The sequence below is a fragment of the Streptomyces cyslabdanicus genome (assembly GCF_052663305.1).
The window spans coordinates 78,710-96,940 of sequence record NZ_JBQRUW010000034.1; the positions used below are offsets into that span (position 1 = coordinate 78,710).

Here is an 18,231-nt window from a genome sequence, read left to right on the forward strand (position 1 = left end):
GGGCGATGTCGTTCGGGCGCGGGCCGAAGTCCCCGTGAGCCTGCCACGATGACCGCCGGAGCACGGCTCTTGACGCCGAAGGCCGCGCAGACGGCGCGCAGATGGGGTCCGCACGGTGGCCCGGCTGATGCGCGCCGGGTTGTCCACAGGCGGCGGACCGCCGTCGGGGCCAGCCGATAGTGTGGTGGCTCGTCCGACACGCCCCCCTGCCCCCTTTGGGTACGGGCGTCCACCGCAGTCCACCGAACCGGGGCCCGTATCTCGATGTCCGTGCACAGCCATGCGGCAGCCCACTACGACGGCGCTGCCCCAGCGCCCGACCCCGCGCCCGCGACGGCGTCCGCCCAGGCCGGCACACCGGAGTACCCGCGCCACGTCGTGACCGCCGTGCTCGTCTCCCACGACGGCGCACGCTGGCTGCCCGACGCGCTCGCCGGCCTGCTCGGCCAGGAGCGCCCCGTCCAGTACGCCGTGGCCGCCGACACCGGCAGCGCGGACGAGTCCGCCCAGGTGGTCACCGACGCCCTCGGCGCCGACCGCGTACTGCACCTCGCCCGGCGCACCGGCTTCGGACAGGCCGTCGAGGAGGCCGTCCACAGCGCCCCGGTCCTCACCCCGGACGACCTGCCGTACCTCAAGCGCCCCAGCAGCTGGGACCCCGTCACGCGCACGTGGCGTGACGATGCCTACGACCTGCCCGAACTGCCCCACGGGGAGCCGGTGCAGTGGCTGTGGCTGCTGCACGACGACTGCGCTCCCGAGCCCGAGGCCCTGACCCAGCTGCTGCGCGTCGTGGAGAACGAGTACGAACTCGGCCGCGACGACGTGGCCGTCGTCGGCCCCAAGCTGCGCGGCTGGTACGACCGCAGACAGCTCCTCGAAGTGGGCGTCAGCATCGCCAACTCCGGCCGCCGTTGGACCGGCCTCGACCGGCGCGAGCAGGACCAGGGCCAGCACGACCACGTACGGCCCGTGCTGTCGGTGTCCACCGCCGGAATGCTGATCCGGCGTGACATCTTCGAGGAGCTGGGCGGGTTCGACCGCCGGCTCCCCCTGATGCGTGACGACGTCGACCTGTGCTGGCGCGCCCACTCCGCCGGCCACCGCGTCCTGATCGCCCCCGAGGCCGTCGTACGGCACGCCGAGGCGGCCTCCCGCGAGCGCCGCACCGTCGACTGCGTCGGCCGTACCGCCGCCTCCCCGCACAAGGTCGACAAGGCCGGCGCCGTCTACACCCTGCTCGTCAACACCCGTACGGCAGCACTGCCCTGGGTGCTGCTGCGCCTGGTCCTGGGCACCCTGCTGCGGACCGTCGCCTACCTCGTGGGCAAGGTGCCGGGACAGGCCGTCGACGAGATCCGCGGCCTGATGGGCGTCCTGCTGCGCCCCGAGCGGATCATCGCGGGCCGCGGCAGACGCGGCAGGCCGCAGATCGACAAGGGCGAACTGCGGGCGCTGCTCCCGCCGCCGGGCGCCACCATCCGCGCCACGGTGGAGCAGGTCGCCGGAAACCTGACGGGCGGCTCCGACGCCGAGGCGTCCTCGGCCGGCCGGCACGGCGGCGCGATCGAGTCCGGGCCCGGCGGCGACGACGCCGACTTCCTGGAGATCGAGCAGTTCGCCCGGCTCAAGCGCATCGCCCGCAAGCCCGGTCCGGTGCTCTTCCTGGTGCTGCTGCTCGTCTCCCTGGCCGCCTGCCGCGGCCTGCTCGGCGGCGGCGCGCTCTCGGGAGGCGCCCTGCTGCCCGCGCCCGCGGACTCCGCCGAACTGTGGTCGCGCTACCTCGACTCCTGGCACCCGGTGGGCGCGGGCGGCACCCCGTCCGCGCCGCCGTACCTGGCGATGGTCGCGACGCTCGCCTCCCTGCTGCTCGGCTCGACCGGCCTCGCGGTCACCGTCCTGCTGGTCGGCTCGGTGCCGCTGGCCGGGTTCACGGCGTACTTCGCCGCCCGCCCGCTGGTCCCCTCCCGCCTGCTGCGCGCCTGGGCCGCCGTCGCCTACGCCTTCCTGCCCGCCATCACCGGCGCGCTGGCCGGCGGCCGCATCGGCACCGCCGTGCTGGCCGTGCTGCTGCCGCTGATCGCCCGCGCCGGCGTCGCGGCCGGCGGCCTTGCCAAAGCCCCCGGCAGCCGCGGCAGTTGGCGTGCCACCTGGGCGTTCGCCCTGCTGCTGACCGTCACCACCGCGTTCACTCCGATCGTGTGGCCCATCGCGTTCCTGCTCGGCCTCGCCGTGCTGGTCGTGCGCCGCGACGACATCGTGGCCCACGGGCTGCGTTTCCTGGCCCAGTTGGGCACCCCGCTGCTGGTCCTCGCGCCCTGGTCGCTGTCGCTGCTGCCGTTCGGCTTCTTCCACGAGGCCGGCCTGGAGTACGGCGCCTCCGCCGCCTCCGCGCTCGACCTGCTCGGTGCCGGCCCCGGCGGCCCCGGCACGATGCACGGGCTGATGCTCATCGGCATCGTCCTGGCCGCGCTGGCCGCCCTGCTGCGCTCCGAGCGTCAGTTCGCGATCTGGACGGCCTGGGTGGTCGCCCTGGTGGCGCTCGTCTTCGCCGTGCTGTCCAACGGCTCCACCTGGGCCGGCCCGGCCACCCTCGTCTACGGCCTCGCCCTTCTCGCCGCCGCCGTGCTCGGCGCCGACGGGGCACGCGCGCGCGTGGCCGAGCAGAGCTTCGGCTGGCGCCAGCCGGTCGCCGCGCTGATCGCCTTCGCCTCGGCCGCTGGGCCCCTGCTCGTCGCCGCCGGCTGGATGATCCGCGGCGCCGACGGCCCGGTGGAGCGACGCGACCCCGTGCAGGTGCCCGCGTTCGTCGCCGAGGAGAGCGGCACCCGCGACCAGGCCCGCACCCTGGTCCTCGACAGCCACTCGCCCGCCCACGTCGGCTACATGCTCGTACGCGGCTCCGGCGCCCGCATGGGCGACGCCGAACTCGCCGCGGTGAACGGCGGGAACAAGCAGCTGGACAAGGTCGTCGCCAACCTGGTCGCCGGCTCCGGCGCCGACCAGACCGGCCAGCTCGGCGGTTTCGCCGTGCGCTACGTCCTGGTCCACAAGGGCGCGCCCCGCGACATCAGCCGCGTCCTGGACGCCACACCCGGCCTGACCCGGCTCAGCCAGCAGGACGGCAGTGCCCTGTGGCGGGTGAACCAGGAGGTCTCGCGCGCCGCCATCGTGTCCGCCGCGGACTCCGGTGCCACCCAGCCCGTCGCCGCCGGACCCGTCGAGATCCACACCACGATCCCGTCGGGGTCCGAGGGCCGCGTGCTGCGCCTGGCCGACTCCGCCGAGGCGGGCTGGACGGCCACCCTGGACGGCAGGCCGCTCACCCGCACCACTGTCGACGGCTGGGCCCAGGGCTTCCAGCTCCCCGCCTCCGGCGGCAGGCTGGACGTCACCTTCGAGGACCCGTTCAGCCACACGGCCTGGCTGTGGGCCCAGGGCGCCCTCGCCGTCGTCCTCGTCGTACTCGCCCTGCCCGGCCGGCGCCGCGACGTCGACGACGACCTGCCCGAGGAGGAGCTCGTGCCCGCCCAGGCCGTCGCCGGCGAGGGCCGCCGGGCCCGCAGGCTGCGGGCCCAGGCCGAGGCCGACGCGGCCGGACACGAGGGGTTCGCACCGGAGGAGCCCGGAGACGAGGGGTTCGTACCGGAGCCCGGACACCAGGGGTTCGTACCGGAGCCCGGACACCAGGGGTTCGTACCGGAGGACTCCGTCCAGCAGGAGTTCGCGCCGGAGCCGGGCGCCGTGCCGCCCCCCGCCCCGGACGAGGCGCCCGCCGCAGTCCCGCACCAGCAGTCCTACGACGAGTGGGACACCAGCGCCTACGCGGGAGCCGCGAACGAGTACGGCGCCTACGGCGAGGGCCAGTTCCAGGGCGACGGCCAGTTCCAGGGCGAGGCCCAGTACCAGGACGACGGCCGGTTCCAGCAGTACCCGGCGGGCGGCTACGACCCGGCGTACCAGGCCGACCCCTACCAGGGCGGCCAGTACGGCTACGGCGGCCAGCCCCCGGCGGCGCCCTACGACCAGACGACCTACCACCAGGGATACGAGGAGCCGTACGACCCGGCTCAGCACCACCCGCACGGCAACGGCAATGAGCGCCCCGACGGGAGCCAGCAGTGAACCGCACGACCCTGTCCCTGATCGCCGGCGTGACCGCGCTCGCCGCCGTCACCGGATTCGCCGCGCTGGACACGCCGGACGCCGCGGGCGCCGGCACCGCCACGGCGGCCGCGCAACTGCCCGTCGAGCGCACGACCCTGGTGTGCCCGAAGCCGAGCAGCTCCGAAATAGCCGACACCACGTACACGTCCTTCACCCCCGCGACGACGGGCACCGGCGGTTCGGGCAAGGCCCAGCTCCTGCCCGCCAGCGAGCAGTCGGACACGGGCGACGGCACGGACAAGGCCAAGGACGGCTCCACGGGCGCGACCAAGGACGGCGGAAAGAACAAGGCCGCCAAGTCCGTCCTGGAACCCAAGGAACCCGGCACTCCCGTCACCCGCGACACCTCGGGCAGTGACGCGCCCGCGCTGATCGGCACGGCCGAGGGCAAGTTCGCGCCCGGCTGGGCGGTGCAGCAGACCACCGAGGTCGCCGCGGGCGCCGGCCGCGGAGTGCTGGGCGTGACCTGCATCGCGCCGGACACCCAGTTCTGGTTCCCCGGTGCGAGCACGGCCGCCGCCCGGGCCGACTACATCCACCTGACGAATCCGGACGACTCCCCGGCCGTCGTCGACATCAGGCTCTACGGCACGGAAGGCGTCGTGAAGTCGGCCGCCGGTGAGGGCATCACCGTCCCGGCGCACTCCAGCGAGCCGATCCTGCTGTCCACGCTCGCCGACTCCCCGCAGGAGGACCTCACGGTGAACGTGAGCGTGCGCAGCGGCCGGGTCGGAGCCGCGATCCAGGCCCTCGACGACCGTCTGGGCGGGGACTGGCTGGCGGCGTCCGCGGACCCGGCGGGCAGCCTCGTGCTCCCGGGCATCCCCAAGGACGCCACGGACGTGCGGCTCGTCGCCTTCACGTCCGCCGACTCCGACGCCGACCTGAAGGTGCGCCTCGCCTCCCCGTCCGGGCTGATCACGCCCGCCGGGCACGAGACGGTCCACCTCAAGGGCGGGATGACGATCGCCGTCGACCTCGGCGAGGTCACGCGCGAGGAGGCGGGGTCGCTGGTGCTGACCCCGACCTCGCGGTCCGTGCCCGTGGTCGCGGCACTGCGGGTCCTCCGGGGCAAGGGCGACCGGCAGGAGACGGCGTTCATCCCGGCGACCGGCCCGGTCATGACCCGGGCGACCTCGCCCGACAACAGCGCCAAGGGCTCGACGCTGTCGCTGACGGCTCCCACCGCCACCGCACAGGTCAAGGTCACCGCGTCGGCGGGCAGCGGGGGCGGCACGGCCGTCTCGAAGACGTACACGATCAAGGAGGGCACGACCCAGGACATCGCCCCGTTGGTGCCGTCCGGTCTGAAGGGGACGTACGCACTCACGGTGGAGCGGATCTCCGGCGGCCCGGTCTACGGGGCGCGCACCCTCACGGCGTCGGGGGAGAGCAACCCCGGCTTCACGATCCAGACGCTGCCGGACGACCGGGGGATGGTGGCGGTGCCGCACGCGGAGCAGGACCTGTCGGTGCTCCAGAAGTGAGCCGGGCGGTCCGAGGGCGCCCCGGCGGTGTGCTGGGGCGGTCCTCGCCGTGCCGGGGCGGTCAGTCCTCGCCGTACCGGGGGTCGACCGTCTCCGGGGTCAGTCCCAGCAGCTCGGCCACCTGCTCGACGACGATCTCGTGCACCAGGGCGGCCCGCTCGTCGCGGCCCTTGGTGCGGATCTCCACCGGCCGCCGGTAGACGACCACACGCGCCCGCCGCCCCTCACGCGACGCGACCGTGCCCCCGAGCGGCACCGCCTCGTCGTTCCAGGTCTGCCCGGGACCGTCCAGCCGCGGCACCTCCACCACGAAGAAGTCGATGTCGGCCAGTTGCGGCCAGCGCCGCTCCAGGCGGTCCACGGAGTCCTGCACCAGATCCGCGAACGCCTCGGCGCGGCTCGCGGCGAGCGGCACCTGCGGCGGGGCGATCGGTCCGCGCATGCCGCGGCCGTGGCGATCACGTCGTCGGGGCCCGGGGCCGGCGGCACGGGGCGGTACACGGTTGTCCATCACTGGTGAAGGGTAGTCCCCGGCGTCCCCGCGCGCCCGGTCCCGCGCGTCATCCCGGACACGGCGCCACGGGCCGCGCCGGACGGTGTGCCACGGCCTGTGTCCAAGTGAGCATTTCGGCCAAGCTCGGGCTCGATTCCGTATCTCTCCGGAGCCGTCAATATCAAGGGGATTGACTGATTTTGTGCCTGGTCGTGACCGGATCCGGCGGGCTCGAGATCCCGACCGGAGGCGTCCATGCAGGTCAGCGAAGTGTGACAGAAGGTGCGTCCGGGGCGTTTCGTGCCGCGACACGGCTGAGTGACCTGATGGAGAGTCGTCGCGGCCCGCTCAAGAGTGCGGTACCGTCCAACGTCGTGAGCCTTGTACGTCGCTGTTCGCGCACCGCTTGCGGCCGTCCCGCCGTAGCGACGCTGACGTACGTCTACGCCGATTCGACCGCCGTCCTCGGCCCGCTCGCCACCTACGCCGAACCCCACTGCTACGACCTGTGCGCCGAGCACTCCGAGCGTCTCACCGCCCCCCGCGGCTGGGAGGTCGTCCGGCTCCTCGACGGCTCGGCTCCCGCGCGGCCCAGCGGTGACGATCTGGAAGCGCTAGCCAACGCCGTGCGCGAGGCGGCCAGGCCTCAGGAGCGGGCGGCCGGGGCCGGCGGCGGCGCGCGGAGCGCCGACCCGATGGAGGTCGCTCGCCGCGGCCACCTGCGCGTGCTCCGCTCGCCCGACAACTGACTCCCCCGCCGCGAAACCCCTCCGTCACCCGGGCCCTCGCCCTCCGCTGCCTCGTGTTCGCGCGCCGGCGGTAGTTTGTGGTGACCGATGGGACCTCAGAAGGGCTGGCCGTGACTGCTGATCTGTCGCAGATCGTGAAGGCGTACGACGTACGCGGAGTGGTCCCGGACCAGTGGGACGAGTCGCTGGCCGAACTCCTCGGGGCGGCCTTCGCCCAGGTGACCGGCGCCGACGCCCTGGTGACCGGCCACGACATGCGGCCCTCCTCGCCGGGCCTGGCCCGTGCCTTCGCCCGCGGCGCGGCGCGGTACGGCGCCGACGTCACCGAGATCGGGCTGTGCTCCACGGACCAGCTGTACTACGCCTCCGGCGCCCTGGACCTGCCCGGCGCGATGTTCACGGCCTCGCACAACCCGGCCAGGTACAACGGCATCAAGATGTGCCGCGCGGGCGCGGCCCCCGTCGGCCAGGACTCCGGGCTGGCGGAGATCCGCGAACTGGTCGAGCGATGGCTCGCCTCCGGCGCCCCGGAGCCGGCCGCCCGGCAGGGAACGGTCGGCCACCGCGACACGCTGCACGACTACGCGGCGTACCTGCGCTCCCTCGTCGACCTGGACTCCCTGCGCCCCCTCAAGGTCGTCGTCGACGCCGGCAACGGCATGGGCGGCCACACCGTCCCGACGGTCTTCGACGGCCTGCCCGTCGACCTCGTCCCGATGTACTTCGAACTGGACGGCACCTTCCCCAACCACGAGGCCAACCCGCTGGACCCGGCCAACCTGGTCGACCTGCAGCAGCGGGTCCGCGCGGAGGGCGCCGACCTCGGCATCGCCTTCGACGGCGACGCCGACCGCTGCTTCGTGGTCGACGAGCGCGGCGAGCCGGTCTCCCCCTCCGCGATCACCGCGTTGGTCGCCGCCCGCGAGCTGGCGAAGAACGGCGGCAAGGGCGTGATCATCCACAACCTCATCACCTCCTGGTCGGTCCCGGAGGTGGTGAAGGAGAACGGCGGCACACCCACCCGCACCCGCGTGGGCCACTCCTTCATCAAGGCCGAGATGGCGAGGACCGGCGCGATCTTCGGAGGCGAGCACTCCGCGCACTACTACTTCAAGGACTTCTGGAACGCCGACACCGGCATGCTGGCCGCCCTGCACGTCCTCGCGGCCCTGGGCGGCCAGGACGGCCCCCTGTCGGCCCTCGTCGCCCAGTACGACCGCTACGCCGGTTCCGGCGAGATCAACTCCACGGTCGACGACCAGGCGGCACGCCTCGCCGCCGTCAGGTCGGCCTACGCCGGCCGGGCGGACGTCACCCTCGACGAACTCGACGGGCTCACCGTCACCGCCGCCGACTGGTGGTTCAACGTCCGCCCGTCCAACACCGAACCGCTGCTGCGGCTGAACGCCGAGGCACGCGACGAGACGACGATGGCCAAGGTGCGGGACGAGGCCCTGGCGATCATCCGGGGCTGAGAAGCCTTCCACCCCCCACCAGGGCGGCGGCGCGGCGTGCGGGCCCCGGCCCGGCCCCGTCACGCCGCCTCCACCGGCGGTACGCTGACCAGGCACGTACGACCGCACCGACGCATACCCGCCCGCCGAAGGGAAACCCCATGCCGCTCGAAGCCGGCCTCCTGGAGATCCTCGCCTGCCCGGCCTGCCACGCCCCGCTCAAGGAGCAGGAAGCCGAGCTGGTCTGCACCGGGCAGGACTGCGGTCTGGCCTACCCCGTCCGCGACGGCATCCCCGTCCTGCTCGTCGACGAGGCCCGCCGCCCCGCGTGACGCGGGCTCCTCCGGAAGAGGCCCATCGCCTCGCCCGCCGCCCGCACGAAGACGACCCGGCGCTCGGTGCCCGATCGGGAGGCTGCCGCCCATGCTCGACGAATCGCTGCTCGACGCCCCGGAGGGGCTCGCCGAAGCCGACCGCCGCGGACTGCTCCGCGGTGCCGCCGAGGCCGGCGCCCGCGTCCGGACCGCCGCCCGGAACGCCGCCGAGGCCGGCGTGCGGGGCCTCAGGCCCGACGGCCGCCCCCGGGCCGTCCTGATCGCGGGACCCGGCGCCGCCGCCACCCACGCCGCCGACCTGCTCGGCACGCTCGCCGGCGCCGGCAGCCCCGTGACCCGGCTGGCGCCCACGGGCGTGGCCTCGGCCGCCGGAGCCCTGCGCTGGGAACTGCCCGGCTGGGCCGGCTCCGTCGACCTGCTGCTGATCGCCACCCCGGACGGCACCGAGCCGAGCCTGTCCCTGCTCGCCGAGCAGGCCTACCGGCGCGGCTGCACGGTCGTCGCCGTGGCCCCGGCCGGGACCCCGCTCGCCGAGACCCTCGAGGGCGCCCGCGGCCTGTTCATCCCCATGGCCACGGCCCCCTACGACCACGGCGAACCCCTCGCCGGATCCGCCCCGGGCGTTCTGTGGGCACTGCTCACCCCGCTGCTGGCCCTCCTGGACCGTGTGGGCCTGCTCAGCGCGCCCCCCGACGCCCTGGAGAAGGTCGCCGACCGGCTGGACCACATCGCCGAGCGCTGCGGACCCGCCATCGTCACCTACAGCAACCCGGCCAAGACCCTCGCCGCCGAACTCGCCGACGCGCTGCCGGTCATCTGGACCGAGGGCGACTCCGCGGGCCCCGCGGGACGCCGGTTCGCCGCCGGACTCGCCGAACTGTCGGGCATCCCCGCGATCGTCGCCGAACTGCCCGAAGCCCTCGCCGCGCACAGCGCGCTGCTCGCCGGTCCGCTGGCCGCCAGCGCCGACCCGGACGACTTCTTCCGTGACCGCGTCGAGGAGCGGCCCGCCCTGCACGCGCGCGTGGTGCTGCTGCGGGACCGCCCGCTGGGCGGCCTGACCGCCGCGCCGGCCGCCCGGGACCTGGCCCTCAGCCACGACACGCCGATCAGCGAGCTGGAGCCGGACCCCGGCGACGAGATCGAGACCCTCGCGGAACTGATCGCCGTCACGGATTTCACCGCCGTTTACCTGGCGCTCGCCTCCGGCACCTGATCTGTCCTTGAGCGCAGACGACAACAGCTCAGAACAGAGAACAGCCAAGAACAGCCGAGAACAGCTCAGAACGGCTGAGCACAGCTGAGAACGCCGAGCACAGCCCAGAACCGCACAGAGATCCGCAGAGAGAAGCGCATGGACCGCCTCGACAACACCATCCGCCCCTACGCCTGGGGCTCCACCACCGCCATCCCGCACCTGCTGGGTGTCGAGCCGAGCGGCGAACCCCAGGCGGAGCTGTGGATGGGGGCCCACCCGGGCGCACCCTCCCGCACCCCGCGCGGCACCCTCGCCGAGGTCATCGAGGCCGGCCCGGAGGAGGAACTGGGCGCCAGGACGGTCGCGAAGTTCGGCCCGCGCCTGCCCTTCCTGCTCAAGATCCTCGCCGCCGGAGCCCCGCTCTCCCTCCAGGTCCACCCCGACCTGGAACAGGCCAAGGAGGGATACGCCGACGAGGAGCGCCGAGGCGTCCCCGTGGACGCCCCGTACCGCAACTACAAGGACGCCAACCACAAGCCCGAACTGGTCTGCGCACTCACCGAGTTCGACGGCCTGTGCGGGTTCCGCGCGCCGAACCGGGCCGCCGACCTGCTGGACGCCCTCGGCGTCGACTCCCTCAAGCCGTACATCGACGTGCTGCGCGCCGGCCCCGAGGAAGCCGCCCTGCGCGAGGTCCTCACCGCCCTGCTCACCGCCGACCGCGAGGAGATGGCCGGCACGGTCGCCGAGGCCGCGGCCGCCTGCGCCCGCCTCGGCGGCGACCACGCCCCCTACGCCGGCATCGCCCGCCACTACCCCGGCGACCCCGGCGTGCTGGCTGCGATGCTCCTCAACCACTTCCGTCTCAAGCCGGGCGAGGCGGTCTTCCTCGGCGCCGGCATCCCGCACGCCTACCTCGACGGACTGGGCGTGGAGATCATGGCCAACTCCGACAACGTCCTGCGCTGCGGCCTGACCCCCAAGCACGTCGACGTCCCCGAACTTCTGCGCATCGTCCGCTTCGAGGCCCGCGACCCCGGCGTCCTGCGCCCGGAGGCCGGCCCCGACGGCGAGGAGGTCTACGACACCCCCGTCGACGAGTTCCGCCTGTCCCGCTACGTCCTGACCGAGAACGCCACCGCCCGCGACCTCACCCTCGACACCCCGCAGATCCTGCTCTGCACGGCCGGCTCCGTCCGGGCCGGCGAACAGGAACTCGCCCCGGGGCAGTCCGTGTTCGTCCCGGCCGGCGAAAAGACCGACGTGTCCGGCACCGGCACCCTGTTCCGGTCCACGGTCGTCGTATGACCGCACGGGCGGCGGCCCGAGAGGCCGCCGCCCGGGTACCGCCGCCCGACCGGACTGCGACAATGTCCCATTGGCCGTTGGCCGATGACGGGTCAGGACCGCAACCGAGCACGACGGCGAAGGGACGACACGAACAGATGAGCGCGTCAGGCGGTACCCGGGCGATCATGGCGGCACTCGGCGCCAACCTCGCCATCGCGGCAGCCAAGTTCGTGGCGTTCGCCTTCAGCGGCTCCTCGTCGATGCTCGCCGAGGGCGTACACTCCCTCGCCGACTCCGGCAACCAGTTCCTGCTGCTGATCGGCGGCAAGCGGGCCCAGCGCGAGGCGACCCCGCAGCACCCCTTCGGCTACGGCCGCGAGCGGTACGTCTACGCCTTCCTCGTCTCCATCGTCCTGTTCTCCGTCGGCGGCATGTTCGCCATCTACGAGGGCATCGAGAAGATCAGCCACCCGCACGAACTGGAGCACTGGTACTGGCCGGTGGGCGTCCTCCTCTTCGCGATCGTCGCCGAGGGCTTCTCCTTCCGCACGGCCGTCAAGGAGGCCGACGCACTGCGCGGCAAGCTGTCCTGGCCCCAGTTCATCCGCCGCGCCAAGGCGCCCGAACTGCCGGTCGTGCTCCTGGAGGACTTCGGCGCGCTGATCGGTCTCGTCCTCGCCCTCGGAGGTGTGGGCCTCTCCCTGCTCACCGGCGACGGCGTCTGGGACGGCATCGGCACGGTCTGCATCGGCGCCCTGCTCGTGCTGATCGCCCTCGTCCTGGCCGCCGAGACCAAGTCCCTGCTGCTCGGCGAGGCCGCCGGCACCGACGTGGTCCGGCGGATCGAGACCGCCACGGTCGACGGGGACACCGTCACCGGTGTCATCCACATGCGCACGCTCCACCTCGGCCCCGAGGAACTGCTCGTCGCCGCCAAGATCGCCGTCCAGCACGACGACACGGCCGCCGAGGTCGCCGCCGCCATCGACGCCGCCGAGGCCCGCATCCGCGCCGCGGTCCCCATCGCCCGCGTCATCTACCTGGAACCGGACATCTACAGCGAGGTCGAGGCGGCCAGGGGCCCTGACCGCGAGGCCACCCCGGGCGGCCCGACACCGCACCCCACCGGACACTGAGTCCCCAAGCCGTGACGGCGCCCGCCGATCCTTCTGCCTCGGCGGGCGCCGTCCGCGTTCACGCCCGCACGGGCGCCGGCGGCACGGGCGGCACCGCCTTCCGCCGCCGTACGGCCAGCGCCGCGATCCCCAGCCCGAGCCCGACCAGGACCGAGACAACCCCCGCCAGCATCCCCACGACGATCAGGACGAGGGCGGTGTGACTCCGGGTGACCCGGCCTTGGACGGCCGAGACGGGCACCGTCCCGCCGTGGTCGGCGGCGAAGAACCGCGAGTCGTTCGAGTTCGCCCGATAGTCGCCCAGCAGGAACAGGCGCCCCTTCGGAACCGTCACGTCGTACGCCTTGTGCGCCCCGTCGGCGTCGCCGTCCTTCACGTACGGCTCCTGGAGCGGCTTGCCGTTCACGATGACCTGCGCCCCTCTTCCCCCACCCGTGCAGCACACCACGTGATCGCCACCCACTCCGATGACCCGGTTCATCACGTTGGCGGTGACGCCGTAGCGGTCCGGCGCGGAGAACAGCACGACGTCACCGCGCCGCACCTGGGTGCCGTCGACCCGCTCGAAGAAGACCCGGTCCCCGCGCGCGTACGTCGGAGACATGCTGGAGCCCTGTACGACGGATCCCCCGTACGCCGCCCTCGCGTACCCGAAGGAGCCGAAGCCCAGCACCAGTCCCACCACTCCCAGCACCATCGCCGCGGCCCCGAGTCCTCGCCCTCTGCCAGACATCCGTCCCCTCCCCACGCGGCCCGTCCGCGGCGCTGAGGGTAGCGAAGTGTCCTGACACGGACTGGGGCCGACCCGCTCTCCGGTGTAGCTTGGGACGGAGCCAGACGTCGCTGCTGATGGCGGTCGGGCGGCCCGAGGACGGGCCGGCCGAGGGAGAGAGGGCCTCCGACGGACTGCGCTGCGCGCACGCGGGCATGCCTGTGTCCTCTTCGGGCACCGCTGTGTCCACCGCCGCGCAGGTCAGCCGTACCCACCTCGCCCCAACCCCGAGGAGCAGCACCCCATGACGACTGTCGAGAACCGACAGGACTTCAAGGTCGCCGACCTGTCCCTGGCCGAGTTCGGCCGCAAGGAGATCTCCCTCGCCGAGCACGAGATGCCGGGCCTGATGGCCCTCCGCGCGGAGTACGCCGAGAAGCAGCCGCTCAAGGGCGCCCGCATCACCGGCTCCCTGCACATGACCGTGCAGACCGCCGTCCTGATCGAGACCCTGACGGCCCTCGGCGCGCGGGTCCGCTGGGCGTCCTGCAACATCTTCTCCACCCAGGACCACGCGGCAGCCGCCATCGCCGTCGGCCCCGACGGCACCCCCGACGACCCTCAGGGCGTCCCGGTCTTCGCCTGGAAGGGCGAGACCCTCGAGGAGTACTGGTGGTGCACCGAGCAGGCGCTGACCTGGCCGGACAGCACCACCGGCGGCCCGAACATGATCCTGGACGACGGCGGTGACGCCACCCTGCTGGTCCACAACGGCGTCGAGTACGAGAAGGACGGCAAGGTCCCCTCGCCCGACACCGCCGAGTCCGACGAGCACCGCGTCATCCTCCAGCTGCTGACCCGCACCCTGGGCGAGAACCCCCAGAAGTGGACCCGGCTGGCCTCCGAGATCCGCGGCGTCACCGAGGAGACCACCACCGGCGTGCACCGCCTGTACGAGATGCAGCGGGAGGGCACCCTCCTGTTCCCGGCGATCAACGTCAACGACGCCGTCACCAAGTCGAAGTTCGACAACAAGTACGGCTGCCGGCACTCCCTGGTCGACGGGATCAACCGCGCCACCGACGTCCTGATCGGCGGCAAGACCGCGGTCGTGTGCGGCTACGGCGACGTGGGCAAGGGCTGCGCGGAGTCCCTGCGCGGCCAGGGCGCCCGCGTGATCATCACCGAGATCGACCCGATCTGCGCCCTCCAGGCGGCGATGGACGGCTACCAGGTCACCACGCTGGACGACGTCGTCGAGACGGCCGACATCTTCGTCACCACCACCGGCAACAAGGACATCATCCTCGCCTCCGACATGGCGAAGATGAAGCACCAGGCCATCGTCGGCAACATCGGCCACTTCGACAACGAGATCGACATGGCCGGCCTCGCCCGGATCCCCGGCATCGTCAAGGACGAGGTCAAGCCGCAGGTCCACACCTGGACCTTCCCGGACGGCAAGAAGATCATCGTGCTGTCGGAGGGCCGCCTGCTGAACCTGGGCAACGCCACCGGTCACCCGTCGTTCGTGATGTCCAACTCCTTCGCGGACCAGACCCTGGCCCAGATCGAGCTGTTCACCAAGCCCGACGAGTACCCGACCGGCGTCTACGTGCTGCCCAAGCACCTCGACGAGAAGGTCGCCCGCCTCCACCTGGACGCCCTCGGCGTCAAGCTCACCAAGCTGCGCCCCGAGCAGGCCGCGTACATCGGTGTGGAGGTCGACGGCCCGTACAAGTCGGACCACTACCGCTACTGACCGCCACCGAGCCGCACCCCGCGTCTCAGCCAGGTCCCTGAGGCAGGCCCCCGCACCCCCGTGTCGGGGGCCTGCCCCTTTTCGACCGGACCGGCTCGACCGGGCCGGCGGCCGTCACGCCCGCCTGCCCGCGGCGGCGAGGCGGCCGGACCACCCCGTCACACCCCAGGACCCCCATGCCCCGCGGCCGATATTCGCTCCACGATCCGCACGATCACACCCCCTTCGCCGAAGAGCACTTCCAGTGCGCCCCCGGCCCCTCCGGCTGGCGCTACGTATCCCAGGTGACCACCCCCTCGGGCGCTCATCACGGCTCCGTCGACCTGGCCCTCGACGATCTCGGCCGCCCCATCCGCCTCGAACTGCACGCGGGGAGCTGGCAGGTGCGCGGTGCCGCCCTCGACGGCGTCACCTGGGTCCGCACCGACCCCACCGGCAGCCATGCCACCGAAGGCACTGCGCGCGCCCACGCCTTCACCGGCACGTCCCCCGCGTTCCTCATCGCCACCGCCCGTCTCCTGCGCCTCACCCCCTCCGCCGCCGCGACCCGCGTCCGCCTCGTCGCCCTCACGGATCCGGTCCTCGCCCCCCGCACCGTGGACCAGTCCTGGGCTCTGGTGGAAAGAGAAGCACACGCCACTGACAACGGCCCGCTGACCGTGGACGAATACCAGGTCACAGCCCTGGACACGGGCGAGCAGTACTCCGTGCACATCGCCGGGGACGTGGTTCTGGCGGCCCCCGGCATCGAGCTCGAGGACCTTCAGTCGCCCCCGTCGGTCTTCGGCACCTGACGCATCGGCCGGCGCATCAGGCCGGAGGCGCGAACCCGGTGCCGGGACGCCCGGTCCGCGCGCTGTCCCCGGAAGCCGCCTGACGCGGCGGGAGGTCTGCGGGCGGGGCGCCCTGGGACGAGGCGTCCTGAGGCGCGGCGGGTGAAGCAGCGCCGGACACTGCGGGAGTCGCCGAGTGCTCACCGACGCCGTGGACAGGCGGCTGCGGCACGCCGTACGCCGGCAGCTGCGGCGGCGGGAAGCCGGGAACACCGGGCGCCGCACCGGGCCCGGTGACCGGGACGCCGCCCCCTCCGGCGGACGCGCCGGCCACGAAGTCGCCGCCGAACGCACGCCGGGCCTCGCGTGCCTGCCGCTCCTGCAACACCGCCGCCAGATACATGGCCGCCGGAACCTCCGGCGGTGCCGGAGTCCCGGTGCGGGCGGCGAGATCGGCGGCGAGCCGTTCGGCCATGTTCCAGCCCACCTGCGGATCCAGGTTCTGCATCCGCGTCAGGTACTGCCGCACCGCCAGCCACAGTCCGTCGGGAACCGCCGACAGATCCAGCGCCGAGAAACGCCCCGCCAGCCAGGGCGGCGGCGGAGGCACGGCGGTCGCCCGCCCGTCCGGCACACGCTCCCGCACGACCAGGGTGCCCGCGAACACGTCACCCAGCCGACGCCCCCGAGCCGACACCAGCGACGCGATACAGGCGACGACCCCGAACGTCATCAGAATCTCGACCACACCGATTGCCCCACGCACGAGCGCGTGCCGGAACCGGATCGGCCCGCCGTCGTCCCGGACCACCCGCAGCCCGCAGGCCATCTTCCCCAGAGACCGCCCGTGGCTGAGCGTCTCCACGGCTATCGGCCCGCCGACCAGCACGAGCAGGAACGTCGCGATCGACACCGCGACCTGCGCGGCCTCGTCCAGGGAGGACGTGGACGCCAGGAGGACCAAGGACACGGCGATGTAGACCACCACCGTCACGACGAGATCGAGGGTCACCGCCAGGGCCCTGCTGGGCAGCCTCGCCGGGCGCACCTCCAGCGCCACGGCCTCACCCGTCACCAGCTCACTCACGCCCGTCGTCCTTCCCCTGGCCTGCCCCGAGAACGGCCAGTCTGCCAAGCTGAGGGCGGCCGCGCCGCAAGAAGACAAGCTGATACAGCCGACGAGTTGTCGAACAACCAGCCGAGGAGCAGGCAGACACGATGGACCTGGACGTCTTCGTCTCCGCCCACCGAGCGGAATGGGACCGCCTCGACACCCTGCTCCGCCGTCGAAGCCGACTCAGCGGCGCGGAGGCCGACGAGCTCGTCGGCCTCTACCAGCGCACCGCCACCCACCTCTCCCTGATCCAGTCCAGTGCCCCCGACCCGCAGCTGACGGGCCGGCTCAGCCAGCTCGTGGCCGGGGCCCGCAGCGCCGTGACGGGGACCCGCCGCGCCTCGTGGCGGGACGTCACCGGCTTCCTGCTGGAGGGGTTCCCCGCGGCGGTCTACCGGGCCCGCCACTGGTGGGTCCCCACCGCGCTCCTGTCCACCGTCGTCGCCGCGCTCCTGGGCTGGTGGATCGGTACGCACCCCGAGGTACAGGCCGCGATCGCGGCCCCCAGCGAGCTACGGCAGCTCACCCGCCCCGGCGGTGAGTACGAGACCTACTACTCCAGCCACCCCGCGGCCGCCTTCGCCGCCCAGGTCTGGACGAACAACGCGCAGGCCGCCGCGATGTGCCTGGTCCTGGGTGTCTTCCTGGGACTACCGGTCCTGTGGATCCTCTTCCAGAACATGCTCAACCTCGGTGTGGGCATCGGCCTGATGTCCTCGGCCGGCCGGCTCGACACCTTCCTGGGGCTCGTCCTCCCGCACGGGCTGCTCGAACTGACGGCGGTCTTCGTCGCCGCGGGTACGGGACTGCGCCTCGGCTGGACAGTGATCGATCCCGGCCCCCGATCCCGCCGCACGGCTCTCGCCGAAGAAGGCAGAGCCGCGGTGGGCATGGCGATCGGCCTGGCCCTCGTCCTCCTCGTGTCAGGCGCCATCGAAGGCTTCGTGACGCCGTCGGGGCTGCCCACCTGGGCCCGCATAGGGATCGGTGTCGTCGCCGAGCTGGCCTTCCTGGCCTACGTCTACGTCCTCGGCGGTCGGGCGGCACGGGCCGGCGGCACAGGGGACGTAGCGCCGATCGAGCGAAGCGCGAGCGTGCCGACCGCCGCCTGATGTGCGTTCAGGCCCGCCGAGCTGCTACTGTCCTCTTCGCCGCACCGGAGCCGTTGACACGGGTCGGGTGGGGAGGTAGATTCAAACAGTTGCCCGGAGATGGACACAGTCCACGAGGGTGGCAGTGAGTATCTATCTGCTTCTGTGCACATCGATAACATCGATCATGAAGAAGCCTCTCCCGATGAATCGGAAAACGAGGGCCGGTCAGACCGGCTCAAAAGTTCTGATAAAGTCGGAACCGCCGGAAAGGGAAACGCGAGAGCGGAAACCTGGAAAGCACCGAGGAAATCGGATCGGAAAGATCTGATAGAGTCGGAAACACCGAAGGGAAGCGCCCGGAGGAAAGCCCGAGAGGGTGAGTACGAAGGAAGCGTCCGTTCCTTGAGAACTCAACAGCGTGCCAAAAATCAACGCCAGATTAGTTGATACCCCGTCTCCAGCATCTG

Annotated in this window: 14 protein-coding genes; 11 read left to right on the forward strand and 3 right to left on the reverse strand. The window is 72.7% G+C overall.

Annotation, left to right across the window (positions count from 1 at the left end):
- Positions 1–264 precede the first annotated feature (264 nt).
- On the forward strand, positions 265–4,125 hold the full coding sequence (locus tag ACTYVM_RS20445) for a glycosyltransferase family 2 protein (RefSeq protein WP_445527287.1): 3,861 nt from the start codon (positions 265–267) through the stop codon (positions 4,123–4,125).
- Complete coding sequence (locus ACTYVM_RS20450; protein WP_445527288.1) at positions 4,122–5,654, forward strand: DUF5719 family protein; 1,533 nt, start codon at positions 4,122–4,124, stop codon at positions 5,652–5,654. Before ACTYVM_RS20445 ends, ACTYVM_RS20450 begins: the two co-directional genes overlap by 4 nt.
- Positions 5,655–5,715: 61 nt before the next feature.
- Here ACTYVM_RS20450 and ACTYVM_RS20455 read toward each other — a convergent pair whose 3' ends face one another.
- Positions 5,716–6,165 carry a metallopeptidase family protein gene (locus ACTYVM_RS20455; RefSeq protein WP_445527303.1) on the reverse strand — a complete coding sequence of 150 codons (450 nt, stop codon included), beginning with the start codon at positions 6,163–6,165 and terminating at the stop codon, positions 5,716–5,718.
- Between the two features lie 308 nt (positions 6,166–6,473).
- On the opposite strand from ACTYVM_RS20455, the gene ACTYVM_RS20460 reads away from it, so the two are divergent.
- The 6 genes from ACTYVM_RS20460 (at position 6,474) to ACTYVM_RS20485 (ending at position 12,309) form a co-directional block, all read left to right on the forward strand.
- Entirely contained in the window at positions 6,474–6,896 is a 423-nt protein-coding gene (locus tag ACTYVM_RS20460; RefSeq protein ID WP_445527289.1) for a DUF3499 domain-containing protein, read from the forward strand.
- 110 nt (positions 6,897–7,006) lie between these two features.
- Positions 7,007–8,371: a phosphomannomutase/phosphoglucomutase gene (locus tag ACTYVM_RS20465; RefSeq protein ID WP_445527290.1), complete on the forward strand. Its 1,365-nt coding sequence runs from the start codon at positions 7,007–7,009 to the stop codon at positions 8,369–8,371.
- Positions 8,372–8,511: 140 nt separating this feature from the next.
- Positions 8,512–8,682 carry a Trm112 family protein gene (locus ACTYVM_RS20470; protein WP_100570979.1) on the forward strand — a complete coding sequence of 57 codons (171 nt, stop codon included), beginning with the start codon at positions 8,512–8,514 and terminating at the stop codon, positions 8,680–8,682.
- Positions 8,683–8,773: 91 nt separating this feature from the next.
- On the forward strand, positions 8,774–9,901 hold the full coding sequence (locus tag ACTYVM_RS20475; RefSeq protein WP_445527291.1) for an SIS domain-containing protein: 1,128 nt from the start codon (positions 8,774–8,776) through the stop codon (positions 9,899–9,901).
- 138 nt (positions 9,902–10,039) lie between these two features.
- Positions 10,040–11,191, forward strand: coding sequence for a mannose-6-phosphate isomerase, class I (gene manA / locus ACTYVM_RS20480; protein ID WP_445527292.1), 1,152 nt, complete (start codon positions 10,040–10,042; stop codon positions 11,189–11,191).
- Between the two features lie 137 nt (positions 11,192–11,328).
- A complete protein-coding gene (locus ACTYVM_RS20485) occupies positions 11,329–12,309 on the forward strand; it encodes a cation diffusion facilitator family transporter (RefSeq protein WP_445527293.1) in 981 nt (326 codons plus the stop codon).
- Positions 12,310–12,367: 58 nt separating this feature from the next.
- On the opposite strand, the gene lepB is transcribed toward ACTYVM_RS20485, so the two are convergent.
- Positions 12,368–13,042, reverse strand: coding sequence for a signal peptidase I (lepB, locus tag ACTYVM_RS20490; RefSeq protein ID WP_445527294.1), 675 nt, complete (start codon positions 13,040–13,042; stop codon positions 12,368–12,370).
- Positions 13,043–13,325: 283 nt separating this feature from the next.
- Between lepB and ahcY the strand changes: the two genes are divergently transcribed.
- A complete protein-coding gene (gene ahcY / locus ACTYVM_RS20495) occupies positions 13,326–14,783 on the forward strand; it encodes an adenosylhomocysteinase (protein ID WP_445527295.1) in 1,458 nt (485 codons plus the stop codon).
- 176 nt (positions 14,784–14,959) lie between these two features.
- Complete coding sequence (locus tag ACTYVM_RS20500; RefSeq protein WP_445527296.1) at positions 14,960–15,577, forward strand: hypothetical protein; 618 nt, start codon at positions 14,960–14,962, stop codon at positions 15,575–15,577.
- Between the two features lie 16 nt (positions 15,578–15,593).
- Here ACTYVM_RS20500 and ACTYVM_RS20505 read toward each other — a convergent pair whose 3' ends face one another.
- Positions 15,594–16,643, reverse strand: coding sequence for an RDD family protein (locus ACTYVM_RS20505; protein WP_445527297.1), 1,050 nt, complete (start codon positions 16,641–16,643; stop codon positions 15,594–15,596).
- A gap of 131 nt (positions 16,644–16,774) precedes the next feature.
- Between ACTYVM_RS20505 and ACTYVM_RS20510 the strand changes: the two genes are divergently transcribed.
- The gene (locus ACTYVM_RS20510) at positions 16,775–17,782 is read left to right on the forward strand and encodes a stage II sporulation protein M (RefSeq protein ID WP_445527298.1); all 1,008 of its coding nucleotides are present in this window, start codon (positions 16,775–16,777) and stop codon (positions 17,780–17,782) included.
- Positions 17,783–18,231 lie beyond the last annotated feature (449 nt).